The sequence below is a fragment of the Sphaerisporangium sp. NPDC005288 genome, from assembly GCF_040607475.1.
Classification (GTDB): Bacteria; Actinomycetota; Actinomycetes; order Streptosporangiales; family Streptosporangiaceae; genus Sphaerisporangium; species Sphaerisporangium rhizosphaerae.
Genome location: NZ_JBEXGT010000071.1, coordinates 1 through 20,459, shown reverse-complemented (window position 1 = coordinate 20,459; position 20,459 = coordinate 1). Strand labels below are relative to the sequence as shown.

Annotated in this window: 21 protein-coding genes; 8 read left to right on the top strand and 13 right to left on the bottom strand. The window is 71.6% G+C overall.

Annotation, left to right across the window (positions count from 1 at the left end; genetic code table 11):
• Positions 1-10 precede the first annotated feature (10 nt).
• Positions 11-343, bottom strand: a complete 333-nt coding sequence (locus tag ABZU32_RS38725; RefSeq protein ID WP_354931201.1) for a DUF397 domain-containing protein — start codon at positions 341-343, stop codon at positions 11-13.
• 258 nt (positions 344-601) lie between these two features.
• Here ABZU32_RS38725 and ABZU32_RS38720 point away from each other — a divergent pair, with 258 nt between their 5' ends.
• A complete protein-coding gene (locus ABZU32_RS38720) occupies positions 602-1,030 on the top strand; it encodes an ATP-binding protein (RefSeq protein ID WP_354843793.1) in 429 nt (142 codons plus the stop codon).
• Between the two features lie 43 nt (positions 1,031-1,073).
• Here ABZU32_RS38720 and ABZU32_RS38715 read toward each other — a convergent pair whose 3' ends face one another.
• Complete coding sequence (locus ABZU32_RS38715; protein ID WP_354843795.1) at positions 1,074-1,712, bottom strand: HD domain-containing protein; 639 nt, start codon at positions 1,710-1,712, stop codon at positions 1,074-1,076.
• Between the two features lie 203 nt (positions 1,713-1,915).
• On the opposite strand from ABZU32_RS38715, the gene ABZU32_RS38710 reads away from it, so the two are divergent.
• Positions 1,916-2,503, top strand: coding sequence for a histidine phosphatase family protein (locus ABZU32_RS38710; RefSeq protein ID WP_354931198.1), 588 nt, complete (start codon positions 1,916-1,918; stop codon positions 2,501-2,503).
• A gap of 89 nt (positions 2,504-2,592) precedes the next feature.
• On the opposite strand, the gene ABZU32_RS38705 is transcribed toward ABZU32_RS38710, so the two are convergent.
• Together ABZU32_RS38705 and ABZU32_RS38700 are read right to left on the bottom strand one after the other, a co-directional pair.
• Positions 2,593-3,579, bottom strand: a complete 987-nt coding sequence (locus ABZU32_RS38705; protein ID WP_354931195.1) for an LLM class flavin-dependent oxidoreductase — start codon at positions 3,577-3,579, stop codon at positions 2,593-2,595.
• Between the two features lie 192 nt (positions 3,580-3,771).
• Positions 3,772-4,923: an FAD-dependent oxidoreductase gene (locus tag ABZU32_RS38700; RefSeq protein WP_354931192.1), complete on the bottom strand. Its 1,152-nt coding sequence runs from the start codon at positions 4,921-4,923 to the stop codon at positions 3,772-3,774.
• A gap of 100 nt (positions 4,924-5,023) precedes the next feature.
• Here ABZU32_RS38700 and ABZU32_RS38695 point away from each other — a divergent pair, with 100 nt between their 5' ends.
• Positions 5,024-5,575, top strand: a complete 552-nt coding sequence (locus ABZU32_RS38695; protein ID WP_354931190.1) for a TetR family transcriptional regulator — start codon at positions 5,024-5,026, stop codon at positions 5,573-5,575.
• A gap of 54 nt (positions 5,576-5,629) precedes the next feature.
• Here ABZU32_RS38695 and ABZU32_RS38690 read toward each other — a convergent pair whose 3' ends face one another.
• The 3 genes from ABZU32_RS38690 to ABZU32_RS38680 all read right to left on the bottom strand — a co-directional run bounded on the left by ABZU32_RS38690 (position 5,630) and on the right by ABZU32_RS38680 (position 7,082).
• A complete protein-coding gene (locus tag ABZU32_RS38690) occupies positions 5,630-5,890 on the bottom strand; it encodes a hypothetical protein (protein WP_354843809.1) in 261 nt (86 codons plus the stop codon).
• Between the two features lie 133 nt (positions 5,891-6,023).
• Positions 6,024-6,260, bottom strand: a complete 237-nt coding sequence (locus ABZU32_RS38685; protein ID WP_248959591.1) for a DUF397 domain-containing protein — start codon at positions 6,258-6,260, stop codon at positions 6,024-6,026.
• Entirely contained in the window at positions 6,261-7,082 is an 822-nt protein-coding gene (locus tag ABZU32_RS38680) for a helix-turn-helix transcriptional regulator (protein WP_354843887.1), read from the bottom strand. It abuts the gene before it with no gap.
• Positions 7,083-7,287: 205 nt separating this feature from the next.
• Here ABZU32_RS38680 and ABZU32_RS38675 point away from each other — a divergent pair, with 205 nt between their 5' ends.
• The 3 genes from ABZU32_RS38675 (at position 7,288) to ABZU32_RS38665 (ending at position 10,812) form a co-directional block, all read left to right on the top strand.
• Positions 7,288-7,809, top strand: a complete 522-nt coding sequence (locus ABZU32_RS38675; RefSeq protein WP_354843813.1) for an ATP-binding protein — start codon at positions 7,288-7,290, stop codon at positions 7,807-7,809.
• Positions 7,810-8,023: 214 nt separating this feature from the next.
• Complete coding sequence (locus tag ABZU32_RS38670) at positions 8,024-10,405, top strand: helicase-associated domain-containing protein (RefSeq protein WP_354931187.1); 2,382 nt, start codon at positions 8,024-8,026, stop codon at positions 10,403-10,405.
• A gap of 149 nt (positions 10,406-10,554) precedes the next feature.
• Positions 10,555-10,812: a hypothetical protein gene (locus tag ABZU32_RS38665; protein WP_354931185.1), complete on the top strand. Its 258-nt coding sequence runs from the start codon at positions 10,555-10,557 to the stop codon at positions 10,810-10,812.
• A 12-nt stretch (positions 10,813-10,824) separates the two neighbouring features.
• On the opposite strand, the gene ABZU32_RS38660 is transcribed toward ABZU32_RS38665, so the two are convergent.
• The 3 genes from ABZU32_RS38660 to ABZU32_RS38650 form a co-directional block, all read right to left on the bottom strand.
• A complete protein-coding gene (locus ABZU32_RS38660; RefSeq protein ID WP_354931182.1) occupies positions 10,825-13,461 on the bottom strand; it encodes a penicillin acylase family protein in 2,637 nt (878 codons plus the stop codon).
• A gap of 130 nt (positions 13,462-13,591) precedes the next feature.
• Positions 13,592-14,410: an SAM-dependent methyltransferase gene (locus ABZU32_RS38655; RefSeq protein WP_354931179.1), complete on the bottom strand. Its 819-nt coding sequence runs from the start codon at positions 14,408-14,410 to the stop codon at positions 13,592-13,594.
• 237 nt (positions 14,411-14,647) lie between these two features.
• Positions 14,648-15,208, bottom strand: a complete 561-nt coding sequence (locus ABZU32_RS38650) for a DUF1349 domain-containing protein (RefSeq protein ID WP_354931177.1) — start codon at positions 15,206-15,208, stop codon at positions 14,648-14,650.
• Between the two features lie 105 nt (positions 15,209-15,313).
• Here ABZU32_RS38650 and ABZU32_RS38645 point away from each other — a divergent pair, with 105 nt between their 5' ends.
• Positions 15,314-15,634, top strand: a complete 321-nt coding sequence (locus tag ABZU32_RS38645; RefSeq protein WP_354843831.1) for a co-chaperone GroES — start codon at positions 15,314-15,316, stop codon at positions 15,632-15,634.
• Positions 15,635-15,711: 77 nt separating this feature from the next.
• Here ABZU32_RS38645 and ABZU32_RS38640 read toward each other — a convergent pair whose 3' ends face one another.
• From ABZU32_RS38640 to ABZU32_RS38630, 3 genes are all read right to left on the bottom strand, one after another.
• On the bottom strand, positions 15,712-16,545 hold the full coding sequence (locus ABZU32_RS38640; protein ID WP_354931174.1) for an alpha/beta fold hydrolase: 834 nt from the start codon (positions 16,543-16,545) through the stop codon (positions 15,712-15,714).
• A 204-nt stretch (positions 16,546-16,749) separates the two neighbouring features.
• A complete protein-coding gene (locus tag ABZU32_RS38635; RefSeq protein WP_354931171.1) occupies positions 16,750-18,027 on the bottom strand; it encodes a helix-turn-helix domain-containing protein in 1,278 nt (425 codons plus the stop codon).
• A gap of 389 nt (positions 18,028-18,416) precedes the next feature.
• Positions 18,417-18,839 carry a TIGR02611 family protein gene (locus ABZU32_RS38630; protein WP_354931169.1) on the bottom strand — a complete coding sequence of 141 codons (423 nt, stop codon included), beginning with the start codon at positions 18,837-18,839 and terminating at the stop codon, positions 18,417-18,419.
• A 361-nt stretch (positions 18,840-19,200) separates the two neighbouring features.
• Here ABZU32_RS38630 and ABZU32_RS38625 point away from each other — a divergent pair, with 361 nt between their 5' ends.
• Positions 19,201-20,319, top strand: a complete 1,119-nt coding sequence (locus ABZU32_RS38625; protein WP_354931166.1) for a hypothetical protein — start codon at positions 19,201-19,203, stop codon at positions 20,317-20,319.
• Positions 20,320-20,459 lie beyond the last annotated feature (140 nt).

Below are 20,459 nucleotides of genomic sequence, written 5' to 3'. Positions count from 1 at the left end.
GTCTGACCCATCAACTGACTGACCTAGGTTGTTCACGGGAGTTGTCGGCCCTGTGCCGGGAGGCGCCCCGGCCGATGCTCTCCCGAGCCCCGATGGGCCGTTCCTCAGAGCCGGGGACGGCCCTTCCGAGGTCACCGTTTCCGACGCCGGCGAGGAGCGCGCTCCACTCTCCCGCCGAGAACAGCGGAACCGACCCCCCAGACACTTTGCCGTCCCGGACCGCGATGACTCCCGGGAGGTTCCGCACGACTTCCACGCACCCGCCACCCGTGCCGCCGCTGTAGGTGCTCTTCCTCCCGTCAGCGTGCGGCCGATCTGCCCTGCTCAAGAACGTGTGCTCCATTGTTCGATCCCCGAAGAAGGCGCGCGGGCTCGTATTCGGATCGAGGTCGCGTCCTCGCGTTCCGGCTACTGGAACGACCGCCGATGGGCAGTGTGAGCCCGTGGTCCCCGGAGGCCGCCGATCGGATGGGTCGCGTGCTCCGGGACCGCCGTACCGACGAGGCGGCGAGGGGCACGACCCCCACCCACCTGCCTGAACGCCTCAAATCTGGACAGAGTAGGGTCTTCCAGGTCATATGCGGCATAGACAAGGACACACATGAGCGGGACTCCGGACGGGCAACGCGCCGCGTACTGGGACATCCCCCGGGATCCGACCGTCCTCGCGGACGTGCGGAAGATGATCCGGCAGACCTTGAGCAAGTGGCAGCTCGCCGGAGCGGGCGACGACCTCACCGACGACATCGTGCTCGCCTCGACCGAGGTGCTGAGCAACGCCGTCCTGTACGGGCTGCCGCCGATCCGGTTCACGCTCCGGGTGTCCGGGGAGACGCTGCTCGCGGAGATCACCGACCACGGGGCCGGACGGCCCGAGCGCCGGAGCGGCATCGACGACGACGAGCACGGACGTGGGCTGACCATCGTCGAGGCCCTCTGCGACGAATGGGGCGTCCTGCCCTCCCCCGAAGGCCCCGCGAAGACCGTCTGGTTCCGCAAGAAGTGCCCGCCTGACGACTCCACCGCCTGACCGGCCGCCGCCGCCGGCCAGGTCCCCCCTCACGCCATCCACGTCACTCCGGCCAGTCGGACTTCAGGATGACCTCGACGAAGTCGATGTGCCGGAAGCCGGGGACGTAGTGCTCCAGGACGTCGGCGTTGACGGTGCCGAACGTCGTGTCCGGGCGGTGCTTGAAGCCGTCGGTGAACGCCTGGAGGATGCGCCGCTTGAAGTCCGGCCGGGGATGGGCCGCCGTGACCGCCGCGACGTCGCCCGGGTCCAGGTCCCGGTAGCCGATGCCGAGAACGTCGGTCTCCACCCCGGCGGTGACCAGGGCGATCTCTGGTTCGAGCCGGTAGGGGATCTCGGGGGTGGTGTGCAGGGCGATGCCCTCCCACACCTTGCGGATGTCGGCCTCCGGGACGCCGTGCGAGGCGAGGAACCGGCGCGCCTCGTCGGCCCCGTCCAGCTCGAACCGCTGGTCGTCGCTCCGGAGCCGGTCGGTCAGCCCGAGATCGTGGAACATCGCGCCCACGTACAGCAGCTCGGGATCGGCCGTGAGGCCGAGCCGGCGCCCCTGGAGGGCGCCGAACAGGTAGACGCGGCGGGAGTGGTCGTACAACAGCTCGGGCGCGCTGTCACGGACCAGCTCGGTCGCCTCGGTGGCGAGCGCCGAGTCCGGGATGGCGACGCCTGCGATGATCTCGCTCATATCGGGAACTCCTTGTGTTCGACGGAAGCCGGCCCTGCGGGCTCGCCCTCCGCGAAGCCGGCGTCTTCCCCTCCACTGTCGCAACTCATCCCCGCCGCCGCGCCCGCGCCCCTGGACCTCCACCCCACAGATCAGGACACGGCGGGATCCGCCTGGCACCCCCGGCGACGTGCACGTGCACGGGCGGTACATGATGGTCCGATATGGACGAGCTGATTCTTCTCCGGCACGGCGAGACCGAGTGGAGCCGCGACCGGCGGCACACCGGCCGCACCGATCTCCCGCTGACGCCCAAGGGCGAGGACCAGGCCCGCGCCCTGGCGCCCGCGCTGAAGGACAGGACCTTCTCGCTCGTCCTGGTCAGCCCGGCGGAGCGGGCCCGGTACACGGCCGAGCTGGCCGGCCTGACCGGCGTCGAGACCGACCCCGACCTGTGGGAGTGGGACTACGGCGGCTACGAGGGCATCACCACGGCGGACATCCGCGCGGAGCGGCCGGGCTGGTACCTGTGGCGCGACGGGGTGATCCCCGGGGACGCCGAGCACCCAGGGGAGACGATCGAGCAGGTCGCCGAGCGCGCCGACCGGGTGATCGCCCGGGTCAAAAACGTCGAGGGCACCGTCGCGCTGGTCGCGCACGGCCACTTCCTGCGTGTCCTCACCGCCCGGTGGCTGGAACTGCCGCCGCGGGAGGGACGCCACTTCGTGCTCGACACCGGCACCATCTCGGCCCTCGGGTACGAGCACGGCGAGCCGGCCCTCACCCGCTGGAACGCCCAGGTCACCCCCTGAACGTCCGGCATCGGCGAGGGGGCGCGCTCCCCGGAGACGGCGCGCCCCCCGGCTGAGTTCCGGCTTCGCGGGTCGCCCGGGCCGGGCCGTCAGGCGGACAGGCCGTGCGCCTCCGCCAGGAGTTCGGCCGACCTGATCGACGCCTTGGCATCGGGTGAGGCGAGCGAGACGATCAGCTCGTCCGCCTGGGCGTGCTCGGCGAACTCGGCCACGTAGGCCGCGGCCTCCGCCGGGTCGCCGACGGCGAAGTACTTGGTCATCCGCCCGATCTGGCGCCCCGCGGGCGAGGCCAGAAGCATGTCGGCCTCCTGCTCGTCGTACGGGCGTCCCGCCGCGAGGAAGTTGTGCACCCTGAGCCGCAGGGCGGCGAGCTGCTGCTCGCGCGCCTCCTCGGTCGTGTCCGCCGCGATCACGCTGAGCGCCGCCATGACGTACGGCCGGTCGAGCTGCGGAGACGGCTTGAACTCACGGCGGTAGAGGGCGACGGCCTCCTCCAGCGCGTCGGGCGCGAAGTGGGAGGCGAACGCGTACGGGAGCCCGAGCGCCGCCGCGAGCTGGGCGCCGAACAGCGAGGAGCCGAGGATGTACAGCGGCACGTTGGTGCCCTTGCCCGGGATGGCGTGGACGCCAGGGATGCGGCTCTCGCCGGTCAGGTAGCCCTGGAGCTCCAGCACGTCCTGCGGGAAGGCGTCCGAGGAGGTGGGCGTGCGCCTCAGGGCCCGCATGGTCTGCTGGTCGCTGCCCGGGGCCCGGCCGAGGCCGAGGTCGATGCGCCCGGGGTGGAGGGTCTCCAGGGTGCCGAACTGCTCGGCGATGGTCAGCGGGGAGTGGTTGGGCAGCATGACGCCGCCCGATCCGAGGCGGATCGTCCGGGTGTGCGCCGCCACGTGGGCGATGACGACGCTGGTCGCCGAGGACGCGATGTACCTCATGTTGTGATGCTCCGCGTACCAGACGCGCCGGTATCCGAGCTCCTCGGCCCGCTGGGCGAGGGCGACGCTGGCGGCGAGACTGTCGGAGGCCGTCCCTCCCTCACGGATGTACGCAAGATCCAGGATGGACAGCGGCAGAGCCATGGAGAAACGCCCTTTCACCCGATGACGGCACGAACGGAGGTATGCAACAGCCACTCGGCCATGACTATTTCCCCTCCGGCCGGCCCGCCCGTGAAGGTCGCCGATCGACCGGCTCTCCCGGGCTCGCCACCTTGGAGCGGGCACGCGGTGAGCGGTCGCCTGGTCAGGCGCGGTCGGCGGGCGGTGCGGAGATCAGCGGTAGCGGAGGCCGGACAGGCGCCAGGCCAGGTCGCGGCGCACCGCGGGGTGCAGGGTGAACAGCCGGAGTGCCAGGTTACGCAGCGGCGTGAGGCGGCGGTCCGCCGTGGCGAGGCGGGTCAGGCGGTCGGCGAGGGAGACGACCTGCTCGGCCACCGGCCTGCGCGTCGCGCCGTAGGCGTCCAGCAGGTCGGGCGATCCTCCGGCGAGGACCTCGTCCAGGGTGCGGGCCAGGGCCGCCGCGTCGGCGATGCCGGTGTTCATGCCCTGGCCGCCGGCCGGGCTGTGGACGTGCGCGGCGTCCCCGGCGAGCAGGACGCGCCCGGCCCGGTAGGTGTCGGCGATCCGGTGCTGGACGTGGAACCGCGACCCCCACAGCACCTCGCGGACGATCGCCCGCCGTGCCCGCGGCCCCCGCGTGTCGAGCAGGTCCTGGACGAACGCGGCGTCCGGTTCCTTGGGCGCCTCCTGTACGGTCGCCACGATGCGGTGGACGCCGCCGGGGAGCGGGGCCACGACGACCAGCCCGGCGGGCGAGAAGTAGAGGATCACCTCGTCGTCCGGCACCCCTCCGCCGGACAGGCGCACGTCGGCGAGGCTGAAGGACTCGGCGTAGGCGCCGCCGGTGAACCCGATGCCCGCCTGCTCGCGCACGGTGCTGTGCATGCCGTCGGCGCCCACCAGGTACCGCGCGCGGACGGTCTCGCCGGTCGTGAAGGTGGCGGTCACCCCTGAGGCGTGCTGTTCGAACGCCGAGAGCGTGGAAGGGCGCAGGACTTGGCCGCCGAGTTCGGTGAGCCGTTCCAGCAGCACGGCCTCGGTGACCTCCTGGGAGATCATCAGGGTGTAGGGGTAGGGGGTGGGCAGGCCGCCGAAGGGCACCGGCACCAGCACGCGGTCCCGGTCGCGGACGGTGAAACGGGGCACCGGCAGGCCGCGCGCGACGAGCCGGCCGGCCACGCCGTAGGGCTCCAGCACCTCGAGGGTGCGGGCGTGCACGACGGCGGCGCGGGTGGTGGTGTCCGCCGCGGCGCGCGCGTCGACCACGGTGACCGAGCGTCCCTGATGGACCAGGCCGAGGGCGGTGGTGAGCCCGGTCGGGCCCGCGCCGACGACCAGTACGTCTGTGGCGGCTGGGGAGAACATGGCGACCTCCTGTGTCAACGCTTGTTGGACAACAACCGTTGGCATAAGTCTGCGTCGCCGGGATCGTCATGTCAACAGGTGTTGGCCTACACTTGTTGACATGAGGAGATCGTCCGAGGACACCAAGGCCGCGATCCTGGCGGCCGCGCGCGAGCGCTTCGCGGCCGACGGGTACGAGCGCGCCACCATCCGCGCCATCGCCGCCGACGCCGCCATCGACCCGTCGATGGTGATGCGCTACTTCGGCAGCAAGGAGAGGCTCTTCGCCGCGGCCGCGGACTTCGACCTCCGGCTCCCCGATCTCACGGCGATCCCCCGCGACCGGCTCGGCGCCACGCTGGTGGCCCATTTCCTGGAACGCTGGGAGGCCGACGAGGCCCTGATGGTGCTGCTGCGCACGAGCGTGACCAACGCGGAGGCGGCCGGCCGGCTGCGGGTGATCTTCGCCGGGCAGCTCGGGCCGACGGTCGCCGCGCCCGCGGCCGGCCCCGCCGACGCCGCGCGGCGGGCCGGTCTGGTCGCCACCCAGGTGCTGGGCATGGCGTTGTGCCGCTACGTGTTGTGCCTGCCGCCGGTCGTGGAGATGACGCGCGACGAGATCGTCGCCTGGCTCGCCCCCACGGTCCAGCGCTACCTCACCGCCCCCTCCTGAGGGGCACGGCGGCGGGGCGGGAGGGCGGGCCGGACGGAGCGGGGCAGGGGCCGGTCAGAAGGAGGTGACGGGCTTGGGCTGCGGGCCTCGGCCGGTCAGCCACTCAAGGACCTTGCGGTGGCCGTGGCGGGCGTCTTCGAAGTGGCCCCAGCGCCAGTATCTCGGCTGGTCCCTGACCCCGGTGACCCAGGTGCGGTAGGAGACCGGGCGGCTGCCGTCCTCGGTGGAGGCCGCGGACGCGACGCCGTACGTACGGATCACGACGCGGCCCCCCGGCGCGAACAGCACATCATCGGCTACGGGGTAGAGAGTCATCTGATCCAGCATCACGGGCCCCCACGAACTTCACGAAGAAGCGGACGGGACCAGTGTGCCGGGCCGATGGACGACCCCGGTTACGCGATCAGCGCTCTCCGGTTAACCGGACGCGCGATATGTGAACAGGGTGTTACGCGACCAGATTGTCGAACTCGCCGTCCTTGACGCCGAGCACCAGGGCCCGGATCTCGTCAGCGGTGTAGATCAGGGCCGGGCCGTCCGGGAATCGGGAGTTGCGGACGGCGACGCCCCCGTCGGGGAGTTTCGCAAGCTCGACGCAGTTGCCCTGCGAGTTGCTGTGAACACTCTTGCGCCACGCGACGCCGGTGAGGCTCGTGGCCGGCATTCCGTTGTATGGCTGGTTCATCTAGATCTCTCTGAGTATGTCGCCGAGTATCTCGGCAGTGCCCCCGGGCGTTGTGCTCTCGATGCACAGCTGTTCCATGGCCGTGAGGTACGGATCGATGTCCTCACGCTTGTCCAGATAAAGGGCACCCCACAGCTGCTCGACGTAGACCACGTCCGATAGGTCGGACTCCGGAAAACGCAGGATGGTGAACGCTCCACCCTCGGCCGCGTGCATACCGAACTGGAACGGCATCACCTGCAAAGTGATGGCCGGCAGGCTGGCGACGGCCATCAGGTGCTGCAACTGCTCGTACATGATCTCTTTGCCACCGATGGGCCGCCGCAGCGCGGCCTCGTCGATGACGGCCCAGAGTTTCGGTCCGTCGTTGCGCAGGAGACGCTCCTGCCGGTGCAAGCGCAGATGCACACGGCGTTCGATCTCGTCGTCGGACACATCCGGGTACCCGAGCCTGATCACCGTCCGGGCGTACGCGGCCGTCTGGAGCAGCCCCGGAATGAACTGCACCTCGTAGGTGCGGATCACCGACGCCGCCTCCTCGAGCCCGACGTACGTCGAGAACCATGCGGGGAGCAGGTCGCTGTACTTGTGCCACCATCCAGGGGTGTTCGCCTCGCGGACCATCTCGAGCAGCCCACGGCGGTCGGCGTCGTCGTTGACGCCATAGAGCGTGAGCAGATCCTCGACGTCACGCGTCTTGAACCCCACCCGTCCAAGCTCCATGCGGCTGATCTTGGACTCGGAGGCGCGGATGTGGAATCCCGCGACCTCGCGCGTTAGCCCGCGCTCCTCACGCAGCCTGCGTAGGCTGGCGCCCAGCATGATGCGCCGAACCGTTGAGCCCGAGCCAGGCGGATCGATGGACACGTGCTTTCCTCCGGTTGTGGACTGGTTCACAGTCTGTCAAAGATCGCGCGTGAGGTCCCCCTTCGGTTTCACTCCCAAGGGCAACCGTAGCGGTTGCACGCCTCCTCTGCACGTGCATTCGCTCTTGCACCTGCACATGAGTTTGGCCCATCATGATCTCGTGCACTCCACGGACCTGACACGTGGGCCGAACCAGTGGTCGGCATTCGACTGGTGGCCTCCCATCGGCTGGTGGCCTCATCCCGCGCGCGATCTCGCTCCCCCGGAGGCGGGCACGTCGAGTGCCACGTTCGTGCTGCCTCCCCGCCCGGAGTCCGTCCACTCCGCGCGCAGCTTCGCGGCCGGCAGCCTGATCGGCTGGCGCATGCGCGACCTGGTGCAGGACATGGAGCTCGTGGTGTCGGAGCTGGCGACCAACGCGCTGCGGCACGGCCTCATGCCCGGCCCGTGCGAACCGCGCCACAGCGTCTGCGAGCCCATCCGCATGTCGATGATCCGCATGGGCTCCCTGGTCGGCTGCGTCTTCGCCGACCCGGGGTCGGCGGCCCCCGTGATGCGCGACCCCTCGCCGCTGGAGGTCGGCGGCATGGGCCTGCACATCGTCGAGTCGATGAGCCTGCGCTGGGGGTGGAACCCCCTGCTGCCCTACGGCAAGGTCGTGTGGGCCGTCCTGAAGAGCTGATCGAGGTCGCGGGGCTCTCCTGAGCAGGTGAGCGGCGCCGGACGCCGGCGACGCGGCCCGGTCCCCTCCACCGCCATGGCCGGCGCACCGTCCCGCGCCGTGGGAAACGCGTCAAGGATTCGGGGGTGTATTCCGCAAGGTCGATCCGTCAAGCGGGTGCTCTGCATTACGGTTGCTTCTTGGTGACTCCCGCGAGACCTTTGAAAGAGCTGTGATGGATGATCACCTGCTCGGCTGGTTGACGACCCTCGATGAAGACCGGCTCGCGCGCCTGCTGGCCAACCGCCCGGACGCGATCGCCGCGCCCTGGCCCCGCCGCCTGGACACCCTCGCCCGGCGTCTGAACGACACCTTCGCGGTGATGGAGGTCATGCGCGGCCTTCCCCTGCCTCCCCTCGAGATCCTGCAGGCCTGCCTGGTCATCGGCGAGCGCGCCAACGCCGAGGAGCTGGCCCGCTTCCTCGGCGTCACCACCGCCGAGGTGCTCCCCTGGCTGGACGACCTGTTCGACCACGCCCTCGCATGGCCGGGCCCCGACGGCCGCCTGCACCTCGCCGGGGCCGTCGCCCGCTGGTGGACGGCCCCCTGCGGGCTCGGCGACCCCCTTCTGTCCTACCTGGACTCCTGGACGCTCAACACCGACGGGCTGCGCCGCATGAGCCGCGGCCTCGGCCTGGCCTCGCAGGGCGGCAAGCGCCAGCTGATCACCCGCATCACCGGCGTGCTGTCCGACGCCGACCGGTTGTCGGCCCTGCTGCGCGAAGCCCCGGACGGCACCGTCAGCCTGCTGGACGAGTTCGCCTGGGACGGGCCGGTGCGCGGGGTGGACGGCAACCGCTTCGTCGCCCCGGGCTCCCCCGAGCAGTGGGCCGCCGACCACGGCCTGCTCTACCGCACCCAGTGGGACATCGCCGAGATGCCCCGCGAGGTCGCCCTCGCTCTGCGCGGCCCCGACTACCACGCGCCCTTCACCCCCGAGCCGCCGCAGCTCGGCACGGTCCCGGTGGACCCTGAGGCCGTCGACCACCAGATGTGCCTGGCCGCCCCGCACGCCGTCGACCGGGCCGCCGCGCTGCTGGAGAACACCGACAAGACCCCGCTGCCGCTGCTCAAGGGCGGCGGCGTCGGGGTCCGCGAGGTGCGCCGGGTCGTGAAGGAGACCGGCTGCACCGAGGAGGAGTCCCGGCTGCTGCTGGAGGCCTGCGCCGTCGCCCGGCTGCTCGCCCTGGACGAGCCGGCGGGCGGCCTGGTGCCGACCAAGCGGTTCGACGCCTGGCGGCTGGAGGACGCCCCCACGCGGCTGCGCGCCCTCCTGGCGGCGTGGTGGCGCATGGAGCGCTCATCCCTGCGGCGCACCGCCGGCAAATACCCGACCGTGCTCTGCGACGACCCCTCCGGTGAGACGGTGGCGCGCATCCGCTGGGCAGTGCTGGCCACGCTGGCCACCCTCCCGCCCGACGCGGCCTTCGCGAGCATGCCCGAACTGGTGCAGGCCGTGCACTGGCGGGCGCCACTCCTCGACCGCGACCTGCTGGCCGAGTGCTGCCCGGCCGTCCTGGCGGAGGCCCGCCTGCTCGGCCTGGTCGCCTCCGACACCCTCACCGCCCTCGGACGGGCCCTGGCCGCGATCGGCTCGGCCTCGGCCGGGGACGAGCAGGACGAGACCGTCCCCGCGGTCGAGCGGGCCCCCGGGCTCGTCGAGTCCTCGGTCCACGCGCTGGCGGGCGCGCAGCGCACCGCCCTGTTCGGCGCCGACCTGACCGCCGTCGTCACCGGCCCGCCCGCCGCCGAGCTGTCGGGCCTGCTCGACCGCGCCGCCGACCGCGAGTCGCAGGGCGCCGCGTCGGTGTGGCGATTCAGCCCCGCGAGCGTACGGCGGGCCCTGGACGCCGGGTACACCGCCGACTCCCTCCTTGAGGAGCTCAGCGCGGCGGGCACCCTCCCCCAGCCGCTCACCTACCTCGTCAGGGACGTCGCCCGGCGGTACGGCGAGGTCACCGTCACCACCGTCGGCTGCATCATCCAGGGCTCCGACCCGGCGCTGCTCGCCGAGATCGCCGGCCACCGCCGCCTGGCCCGGCTCGGCCTGCGGCTGCTGGCCCCGACCGTCCTGGCCGGCGCCGCCCCGGCCGCGCGCACGCTCGCCGCCCTGCGCGACGCCGGGTACGCGCCGGTTCCCGTGGACGACAGCGGCGAGATCGCGGTCAGGCGCGAGCCGCAGGGCGGGCGGCTCATCCTGCTGCCCGGCGGCCGGGTGGCCGAGCTGGAGGAGCCGCACGTGCATCTGGCCGAGCCGCCGCCCGACCCGCGCGAGCACGCCCGGCGGCTGGCGGGCGCTCTCGCGGAGGAACGGCACACCGGCCAGACGTGGGCCGTCATCGGCCGCCTGGCCACCCGGCTGCCGACCGCCCAGCAGTCCCTGCTCGGCTTCGTCGTCGACCGGGGCGTGCGCGCGCTCATCACCCTGTCCGACGGCCTCACCGCGACGATCAGCCACGGCGAGCTGCGACGCGGGGTGCTGGACGCCTGGTGCGAGGAGGCCGGCGACTACCTGGAGTTCCCGCTGGCCGAGATCTCCTCGGTCACCAGCGGCTGACGGCGGGTCGCAGGGCCGCCTCAGCCGAAGGCGGCGCCTGGCCTGGTACTTTTCCCTGTCATGCATGAGGTCGCGATCCATGGGCAGAGTCCGCCCGGACGGCGGCGCGCCGCGCCGTGCACCGACGGCCCTACGTGAGGGGCGAGGACATGTCCTCAGTGCAGCACGAAGGCTCACCCGCCCGGACATCGCGGCACCTCGACGGCTCGGCGCCCCGCCAGGCGAGCGAGCATCCTGAGACGGAGGGCTCCCCCGGCCTCGGCGCGGGCGTGGCCCGCGTCCTGGCCGGTCTCACCTCGCAGATCCACCTGCGCCATCAGTGGATCACCGTCGAGGCGATCGGCCACGTGGTCACCCAGCGCTGCGCCACCTGCCGGCGCATCCGCGTCCGCGTCCAGGGCGGCTGATCCGCCGGGGTCTCAGGGCGTCAGGGTGAGGGTGTCGGCGGCGTCCGCGCGGACGGCGCGTTCGGTCTGGCGCATGGGAGTGGTGGCGCCGTCGGCCCACAGCTGCGCCTGGTCGTCGTAGTCGCGGTGGAAGGCGTGCCCGGAGGCGCCGGTGAGGTTCGACCAGCGCGAGCGGTCCAGGTCGGCCAGGTCGACGACCATCCGCATGGACGGCACCCAGTCCACCTGGTAGCCCGTGGTGGCGTTCCAACCCGTGGCGTCGACGGCGTCCTTGCCGCCGCCGAGCCGCAGCGGCCCCCGGTTGAACAGCCACTCGACGGGACCGATGCCGGAGGTGCCGAACGTCTCGTTGGTCAGCTCCAGGGTGTGCAGGTCGCCCCACCGCCAGTCGCGGGGTGAGTCGCCCAGCTTGGCGCGAAGCTCCCCGGCGGCGTCGCCCATGGCGGCCACGAGCATGTCGTCCCGCGTCTCGGTCCTGTCCTTGGTCCGCACGTCGTCCCACCACGGGTCGCCGGGACGGTCGAGCAGGGGGCGCACGACCTCGTACCAGCGGTCGCCGCCGCCGGGCCGGCCGCCCTCCGGCAGGTCGTCGTCGAAGGTGCGCTGGAGCAGGTGGCGCCAGACGGCGTTGAAGTAGGCGGCGGGCGCGGAGTCGCGGCCTTGGGAGAAGTCCCATCCCGCGAGCAGTTCCCGGGCCTCGGGCACCTTCGCGCCGGCCCGCAGCAGGTGCGGCACCAGGACGGGCGCCAGGCCGTTGGCCGAGTCCATCTGGATGTCCGCCATGGCGGCCGAGGTGATCTTTCCCTTGGCCGTCGCCTGCCTGATGCGTTCGATGATGCGCTGCGAACGGTAGCCGTAGGACCAGTCGGAGGTGAGGAAGCGGCTGTAGGAGGGGCCGGTCGCGGCGTTGTTGGCGGTGGCGATGAAGCCCTCGGGCGGGTTGTAGGCCATGGGAAGCTCCTCGAAGGGGATGAACCCCTTCCACTCCTCCTTGCCGGTCCAGCCCCGCGCGGGCCACCGGCCGTCGCCCGCCTCCCGGACGGGGATGCGCCCGGGCGCCTGGTAGCCGATGTTGCCGTCGACGTCGGCGTAGATCATGTTCTGGGCGGGGGCCTCGAAGAAGGACGCGGCCGTGCGGAAGTGCGCGAAGTCGGTCGCGGTGTCCAGCAGCAGCAGGGCGTCGGCCGTGCGTCCAGGGTCCAGGGCGGTCCATCTCAGGGCGATCTCCAGGTCGTGCCCGGCGGCCGCGAGTCTGCCGTCCTTCCCCGGCCGGCCGCCGGCGGGCGCCCCCTCCTCGGCCCTGGCGGCGGCCCCTGGCAGGGCGTTCGTGGCGCCGCCGAGCACCCCGGAGATGATCGGGCCGTGCCGGGTGGACCGGACGGTCAGCCGCTCGGCGGGGCGCCCGGCGACCTTGATCTCCTCGGTGCGGGTCTCCATGGGCCGCCAGGAGTCCCCCGCCTGGTAGGTGTCGCCCTTGGTGCGCTCCAGGTACAGATCGGTGACGTCGGGGCCGAGGTTGGTGAACCCCCAGGCGACCCGGTCGTTGTGGCCGATGACGACCCCGGGCATGCCCGAGAAGGTGTACCCGACGACGTCGTAGGGGCACGCGGCCGACTTCACCCGGCAGTGCAGGCCGGCCTGGTACCAGATGGAGGGGATGCGCGGCCCGAGGTGCGGGTCGTTGGCCAGCAGCGGCTTGCCGGTGCCGGTGTGCGCGCCGCCCACGACCCAGGAGTTGGAGCCGATGCCGGCGCGGTCGGCGCCGCCGGTCCCGAGCGGGGAGGGCACGGCCCGCAGCGTGCGCGCCACGTCGGCCAGCACCCGCGCCGGGGCCGACACGGGCTTCGCCGACCGCCCCGCCGCTGTGGAGCCGGCCTTCCCGCCGGGCGTGCCCGCCGGGGCGGTGGTGAAGCGGCCGTCGTGGACGGCGCCCGTGGTGACGATGGGCTGGTGCCGGTCGAAGGGATAGCCGGGGAAGAGCTGGTCCACCCGCTCGACGGGGAGGACGGAGGCGTCCAGGGCCCGCTCCAGCTCGTCGTCCATGTTGGAGCGCAGATCCCAGGCCATCGCCTTCAGCCAGGCGAGCGAGTCCGCGGGGCTCCACGGCTCGGGGGCGTAGGAGCCGTTGGTGAGCTTGAGCACGGCGTATTCCAGGCTCCTGGCGGCGAAGCCGTCGCTCGCCCGCATCCAGGCGTTCACCCCGTCCGCGTAGTCGGCGAGCGCCTGGCGGGTGCGCGGGTCGAGCAGCGGCAGCTCCCGCTCGGCCGTGCGCCGCCAGCCGAGGGTGCGCACCACCTTGTCCACCTCCAGCGTGGAGGGGCCGAACAGCTCCGACAGCCGGCCGGCGGTGGTCTTGCGCCGGAAGTCCATCTCCCAGAACCGGTCCTGCGCGTGGACGTATCCCTGGGCCATGAACAGATCGCGCGGGGTGTTCGCGTAGATCTGCGGGATGCCGTGGGCGTCGCGGACGACCGTGACGCGCGCGCTCAGGCCGGGAAGCCGCAGCTCGCCGTCGACCTGGGGGAAGGATCGCCGCACCGTCCACAGGCCCGCGCCGGCCAGGACGAGGGCGAGCACCAGGACGGCGGTGAGGAAGCGTGCCCCCCATCGGAGCGGACGGGACAGACGAGCAAAGGGGGCGAACCTCAAATCACGGACCTTTCACCATGGAAACGCACCTCACAGTAAGGGACCGCGTCCGTGCGGTCGATCACCGGCCGGCCGCTGATCGATCACTGTTCGGGACGTCCATCCCCTACCGGTGCGTCCGGGGCCAGGGTCAGGGGGCCGGTTTCCTGCCGACGCCGCCGACCAGCCACGCCTTGTCCGGATTGTGGACGTTCAGCGGGTTGTCAGGGCGCCAGGCGCGGATGTACACCAGACCCGGCTCGACCATCTCGAACCCATCGAAGAAGCCCATGACCTCGGCGCGCCTGCGTGAGGCGTCCTCGATGCGGCCGAAGACCCGCCGGTAGACGTCCACGATCGGCGGCGCCACCTCGGGCCGGGAGTCGAACACCGCGTGCACGATCATCAGATGACTGCCCGCCGCGAGCAGGTCCCGCAGCTCGGCCACCCGCTTGTACGGGTCGTCCTCGTCGGGGATGAACTGCAGCGAGCTCAGCACCACGATGCCCACCGGCCGCGAGACGTCGATCACCCGTCGCAGCCCGGCGTCGGCCATGAGCTCGGCGGGGTGCATGATGTCGCCCTCCACCACCCCGGTCTTCGCGTCGGTGGCCAGCAGCGCGCGGGAGTGCGAGAGCACCACGGGGTCGTTGGAGACGTACACGACCCGCGCCTCGGGGGCCAGCGAGCGGGCGATCTGGTGAGTGTTGTTCTCGGACGGGATGCCGGCGCCGATGTTGAGGAACTGGGTGACGCCCTGCTCCACCATGTACCGCACCGTGCGGGCGTGAAAGGCCTGGCTCTCGCGCGCCATGACGCGGATCTCCGGCGCGACCGCCAGGATCTGCTCCGCGGCCTCCCGGTCGGCGGCGAAGTTGTCCTTGCCGCCGAGGAAGTAGTTGGCGATGCGGGCCTGGTTCGGCACCGTGGTGTCCAGGATCGCCCGCAAGCGCGGGGCCTCGTCCGTCACGGTGCCACCTCCCCTCGCCGACGGCCCGGCACGGGCGCCCCGACGGGCCGCACACGGTGACTCATCCGGCAAACCCGGCGGTCACTCCCAAGCCATCACAGAAGACCACGATATACATGGTACGGGCTGACACTTGGGCAGGTTGGCCATGAAAGACCGAACAAACCGGGTTAAATCCGGGTTACGGCCGCTGTCCAGGCACGGAGCGGACCTCACCGGCAGATGGGCCCCGAGGTCTCAGGCGACGGACACCGAGGTGAAGCGGGTCTCGAAGCCCTGGCCCTCGGGCGCGGCGCACATGACGCCCGCCAGCGCGGGGACGCCCGGCGGGAAGTACGCCAGGCGCAGCAGGATGGTGGGCTCGCCGCCGTCGACGCCGTACCGCACGATCACGGTGTCGCCCTCGCGGACCAACTCGACCGTCACCGCCTCGACGGGGCCGTCCAGCGGCGTGACCGACCAGTCGGAGAATCCCCTGGTCACCACGGCGCCGACGTGGAGGCGCCCGTCAACATACTCGACGCCCGCCTTGACCCAGTTCTCCTCGTCGACGCGCAGCGCGGCGCCCGCCTGGTCGTACTGCTCGGCGTAGTCGGCGGCGAACGTGGTGACGACGCGAACGTCCCCGGCGACGGGCGTGCCGAAGACGTGGCCGGTGTCATAGCTGTACCCGTAGTGCGTGACCCGCCACAGGTCGGTGCGGGCGTCCGCGGTCACCCGCAGTACGCCGTCCGCCGGGTCCGCCGACCACTTCGCGGGCTCGTTGGTCCACTGCCAGCCGCTGAAATCCTGGTTCATGGTGCCTCCTGCGGTCACCTTACCGATCACCGGAGGGAGAGCGCTCTCTGGAGTCGGTCCGCACTGTGGGTCACCGTTCACGCCCGGGCCGAATAAGCTTCAGATGTGGCTGACCCGAAGTTCGAGATCCAGATGCTCCATGATCGCGTCATGGTCAAGGTCGAGCCGGAGTCCGAGGAGCGCCGAAGCTCGGCGGGCATCGTCATCCCGGCCACCGTCAAGATGGCCAACCGCCTCATCTGGGGCGAGGTGTGCGGCGTCGGCGCGAGCGCCCGCCTGGTGAAGGTGGGCGACAAGGTGCTGTTCAACGCCGAGGACCAATACGAGGTCGAGGTCCACGGCCAGGTCTACCTGGTCATGCGCGAGCGCGACCTGCACGCCATCGCCACCCAGCAGTCCGAGCAGGGCACCGGCCTGTATCTGTAGCCCGGCCTGCATCTGTAGCCCGGTCTGTATCCGTAGCCCGGCCTCGCCGCGCTCGGCGAGACCGGACTTGAGGTGCCTCAGCCGAGGGGGTTGAGGCAGTTGATCCGCCCGCGCGGCGCCCCGAGCTCGTCCAGCACCAGCCGCTGCACCACGGGGTCGAGGATGACGCCGAGATGGGCGCTGAAGTCCAGCGGGCAGACCTCCTGCAACAGCACGTTGCGCACGCCCGGGCCGCTGAGGTAGCCCGAACCGTAGGGCGTGACCACCTCGTCGTAGCGCGTGGCGATCACGGCGTACTCCACACCGGAAACGGTCTCGCCGCCGGAGTTCAGGGCCGCCAGGAACGCCGAGCCGGCCATCTGCTGACCGCACGCGGGGCAGGCGTCGGTGATCGGCCCGGTCAGGCCGAGCAGGTTGCCCAGCGTCACCAGACCGCTGAGTGTGGTGCCGTGGTTGGACGGCGCGATGCCGACCAGCTTGCGCACCTTGGCCGCTCCCCCGAGGAACTTCAGGTAGTGGCGCGGCATCATGCCGCCCTGGGAGTGCCCCACGATGTCGACCCGCTGCGCCCCGGTGGCCGCGAGCACGCGGTCGACGAAGGCCGAGAGCTGCTGCGCGGAGCGGGCGATGTCGCCGGTGCCCTGGATGAGCGCCCCCGGCGTGCCGCCGTAGTCCAGCGCGAAGACGCAGTACCCGGCCCGCCTGAGCACCGGCGAGATCGCCGGCCAGTTGACGGCCATGTTCGCGAAAGTGCCGTGGACCAGGACCACCGGGCGCGGATGGGCCGAGGCCGGCCGGCAGGCCCAGTCGTTCGCCCCCTGCGGCGAGGTCTCGGCCCGCGCGGTGCCGGTGAGGGCTGAGGTGATCAGCACCGCGCCGGCCAGCACCGAGAGGACGGCTCGAAAACGCATGACTTTCCCGCCTTCCCACCCATTGAGCGGGCGTTTCGGGTGAATGGCAGAAAAGTAAATCGAAAAGGGTCCGGACGACTTGTCCGTGGCGATGAAACGCACCCGTCAGGCTGTCACGTGGATGACAAAACCGCGTATCGGGCAGGCCGAGAAGAACTCACCACATGCCCCGGACGCGTTTTTCCGCCGCGTTCTCCCCGGGTCTCAGCGCATGGCTTGCGATGTGGACGGCGCGGCCAGGGCCCGGGCGCGCAACGCTATTTCCAGCTCGAAACGGTCGTCGGGAGAGGTGAGCTGGTCGCTGAAGAGTTCGGTGGCCTGCCGCAGGCGGTAGCGCACGGTCTGCGGGTGCACGTGCAGGCGGGCCGCCACCTCGTTGGCGTTGTGGCCGCACTGCAGCCACGCCAGCAGCGTCTCGGCGACGCGGTCGCGCTGGGCCGGGCGCAGCGCGCGGAGCGGGGCCAGCCGCGTGCGGCGCATGACCCTGACCAGTGCCTCGTCCTTGAGGATGATCAGGGTGGCCAGGTGGTCGGCGCAGCGGACCACCCGGCCGGACGGCAGCACGCCGCGGCGCACCAGGTCCAGCGCCTCGCGGGCCAGCCGCAGCGACTGCGCCGCCTCCCGCACCGGCACCGGCGGGCCGATGACGACCGTCCAGTCCCGCAGGCCGCCGTCCAGCATGGCGGTGCGGCCCGGCCCATCGGGGTCCGGCACGAGGAGGAACGGGTCGGATCGGTCGAGATCGAAAAGCACGTCGGGCGGCAGCGCGGGCCTCACCGGCAGCCCCCCGATCGCCCCCGCCACGGCCCCGACGCCGTCGGGTCCCGCGGGAGCCGCCGGTCGATGTCCGTGGCCCGCCGCCCTGGGGGCCAGGGCGACCCCGGTGACGGTCCTGGGCACCGGCCAGCCCACCGCCCTGGCCAGATCGTCGACGGCGCGCGGGTCGGCCGGAGGGTCGGAGACCAGCAGGTCGAGCAGGCGCCGCCGGCGCAGCTCCAGTTCTCCGGCGACCCTGATCTGCGCCTGCGCGTACCCCTCGGCGGCCGCCGCCGCGATCTCGTCCAGGTAGACCAGAATCGCCTCGCCGGCCGCGCACAGCCCCTCGCGCGACAAACTCGGCGTCTCCGACGACAGCGCCAGGCGGCGCCATGCCACGCGGGCGCAGATGCGCAGGGCCGCCTGGAGGGAGTCCAGCGGCCGGCCCTCGTTCGCCTCGCCCTTGCCGATCGCGCGGAAGACCTCGGCCACCCGGCCCGGGCCGGAGCCGTCGCCGGAGCCCCTGGCGAGGAACAGCCGCAGGGCCTCCTCCACCGCGCGCCGCACGGCCGAGACGTAGGTCTGGTCGCCGGGCCGGGAGTACTCGGGCACGCTGGCCTGGATCTCACCCAGCATCTCCTCGGCCAGTTCGGGGAGATGGTCGCGGATGACGTCGGCGAACGCGCCGGGCATCCGCGGCGGCGCCGGGGCGGCGAAGGCGCTCACCCGCGTCTCTGGGCGGTGCTCACCTGTTCTCCTGGACGAGCCGGCCTTCTCCCGCGAGCCGGGCGTCCCCGGAAAGCGGGCCCCTTCGACAAGGCGGCCCTTCCGACGAGGCAGGTCTCCTGGACGAAGCGCACCTTATGGGCACAGCAGGTCCTCGCGACGGAGCAAGGCTCCTGGTCGACGCGCGGCTCCTCGACGGAGCGAGGACCGGGTCCCGTCTCTGGACAGCGCTCACCTTCACCCCTCGGGTCCGGGCAAGATCTCCAGATGCGGACGTTACTCCAATTTCACCGCGTTCCTATGCTTCTGTACGCATTTCTCATAGGTCGGGTTCTCACCCCGGTGACAATCCGGCACAGGGCGACGCCCCCGGCGCGATGGAGCAGGGGTCAGGTGACGAACTGGCGGGCCTGTTGGATCAGGTCGATGCCGAGGCTGAGTTTGAGCATGGCCCAGACGATGACGGCGGCGGTCGCGAGCGTCACGGCGCCGACCAGGATGCGGACCGGCCAGTTCTGCCGTTTGAGCCAGTCGGTCCAGCTCTCCAGGGTGCGCTTGGCGAACTGCAGCAGCCGGTGGGCCCACTCGAACTCGGTGGCGAGCACGGCCAGGCCGGCGAAGACGATCAGCCACCCCGGGCCCGGCAGCGGCACAAGCAGCAGGCCGCCGATCACCAGCGCGGCCCCCACCACACCGACGACGATCTTCAACGTGAGGCGGCCGGTGCGGGTGGAGCGCACGTCGTCCAGCCGGCCCTTGAAACCTTCACGGCGGGCGTTCTTCGTGGCGTCGCCGCGCCTGTCGTCGGTCACGGCCACTTCTACCCCCTGTCCGACCCCGTATCCGTGTCCAGAATAGGGGCGATGCTCCGCCACCTGCCTCATCCGCAGGTCGAACTCGTGGTCCGCCTCCAGGCGGAGACGACCCTGAACCCACCCCGGCGGCCTCGCCGGTTTTCGGTCGGCCGGTCGCCTCCGGCAAGGACCGGCCGATGTCCCCCTACCCCGAGACGGGCCTCGCCACCACCGATGTTGGGTCTTCTCAACGAGGGGCGGCCGGGTTATCAAGAGCGCTGGACACGGTGTGATTTCCACGCGCCGTTCCGATCACCCGCGCCGGGGCCGCCGGCGCCGCGTTCTTGATCCGCCGGCTCTGGAGTGAACGGAGGACGACATGCGTCGACCACGGAAGGTTCTCGCTCGATTACTGTGCATCACCGCCATGCTCACCGCCATGCTCACGGGCGGGCTCACCGCGGCGGCCACCGGCGCGCAGGCCGCGGTCCCCGACAAGTGGGGTTTCGCCTTCGTGGACACCACCTCGGGAATCCCCGATCCGACCCACCAGGCGGGAAGCTGGTCCGCCGGGTCGACCGTCACGGTCAGTCCCGGTGTGATCGGCGAGGTGTTCGTGCGGTTCCCCGGCATCGGCGTCTCCCCCTCCCGCGTCGATCCCGGCGTCGCCCACGTCACCGCGATGGGCCAGACCGCCGTGTGGTGCCAGATCGAGAAGTACGGGGCGGTGGGCACCGACGAGATCGTAGCGGTGCGGTGCTACACCTACGGCGGCAGGCCGGTGTTCACGCCGTTCGCCATCACCTACGCCTCCAGCACCGGGCCCCTGCCGTCGCCGGCGGCGCTGGGCTATCTGTACTGGGACGGCTCGGGCCTCGCCGCCTCCTACAACTCCACGGGCAGCGCCAACACCGTCGTGCCGTCGCTGTCGCCGGGCGTGTGGACGGTCATGTTGAACGGCCTCGGCCCCGCGCGCGCCTCGGGGAACATCCAGGTGACCGCGGTCGACTCCAGCGTGCCGGCCCACTGCAAGGTGAGCACGTGGTCGCCGTCGTCGAGCGGGCAGAAGATCTCGGTGCGCTGCTTCGACGCGGTGGACGCCCCGCTCAACACCGGCTGGACGCTGACCTACCACAACGAACGCGCCGTCACCGGCGGGGCGATCCCGCCCAGGAACTTCGCCTACACCTTCGACAACGACCCGGCCAACCCCGGTCCGTACACGCCGGTGCCGGCCGGTGTCACCTTCAACTCGGTGGGGTCCTTCAACGAGATCCAGACCGCCGGGTTCGGGCTGCGCCTGGTGACCTTCCACAAGGTCGGCGTGCTCCCCGACGACGTCCAGGTCACCGCGTACGGGCGAGGGCCCGCCTTCTGCAACCTCCTCGCGCGCTGGGCGACCTACGGCAACGAGGTGACGGTGCGCGACGTCGCCTGCTACGAGGGCGGCAGGCCGGTGGAGAGCGCCTCGATGGTCACCTACGTCTCGGCGTACTGACCTCGACGTACCGACCTCCACGTACCGATCTCCACAGACCGATCTCCACGGACGGCGAAGCGGGCCCGGCGCCCCCCCCCCCGCCGGGACGGAGACCAAACGACTGAAAACCGCACACTAAGATAGTCTAGTCCTATACC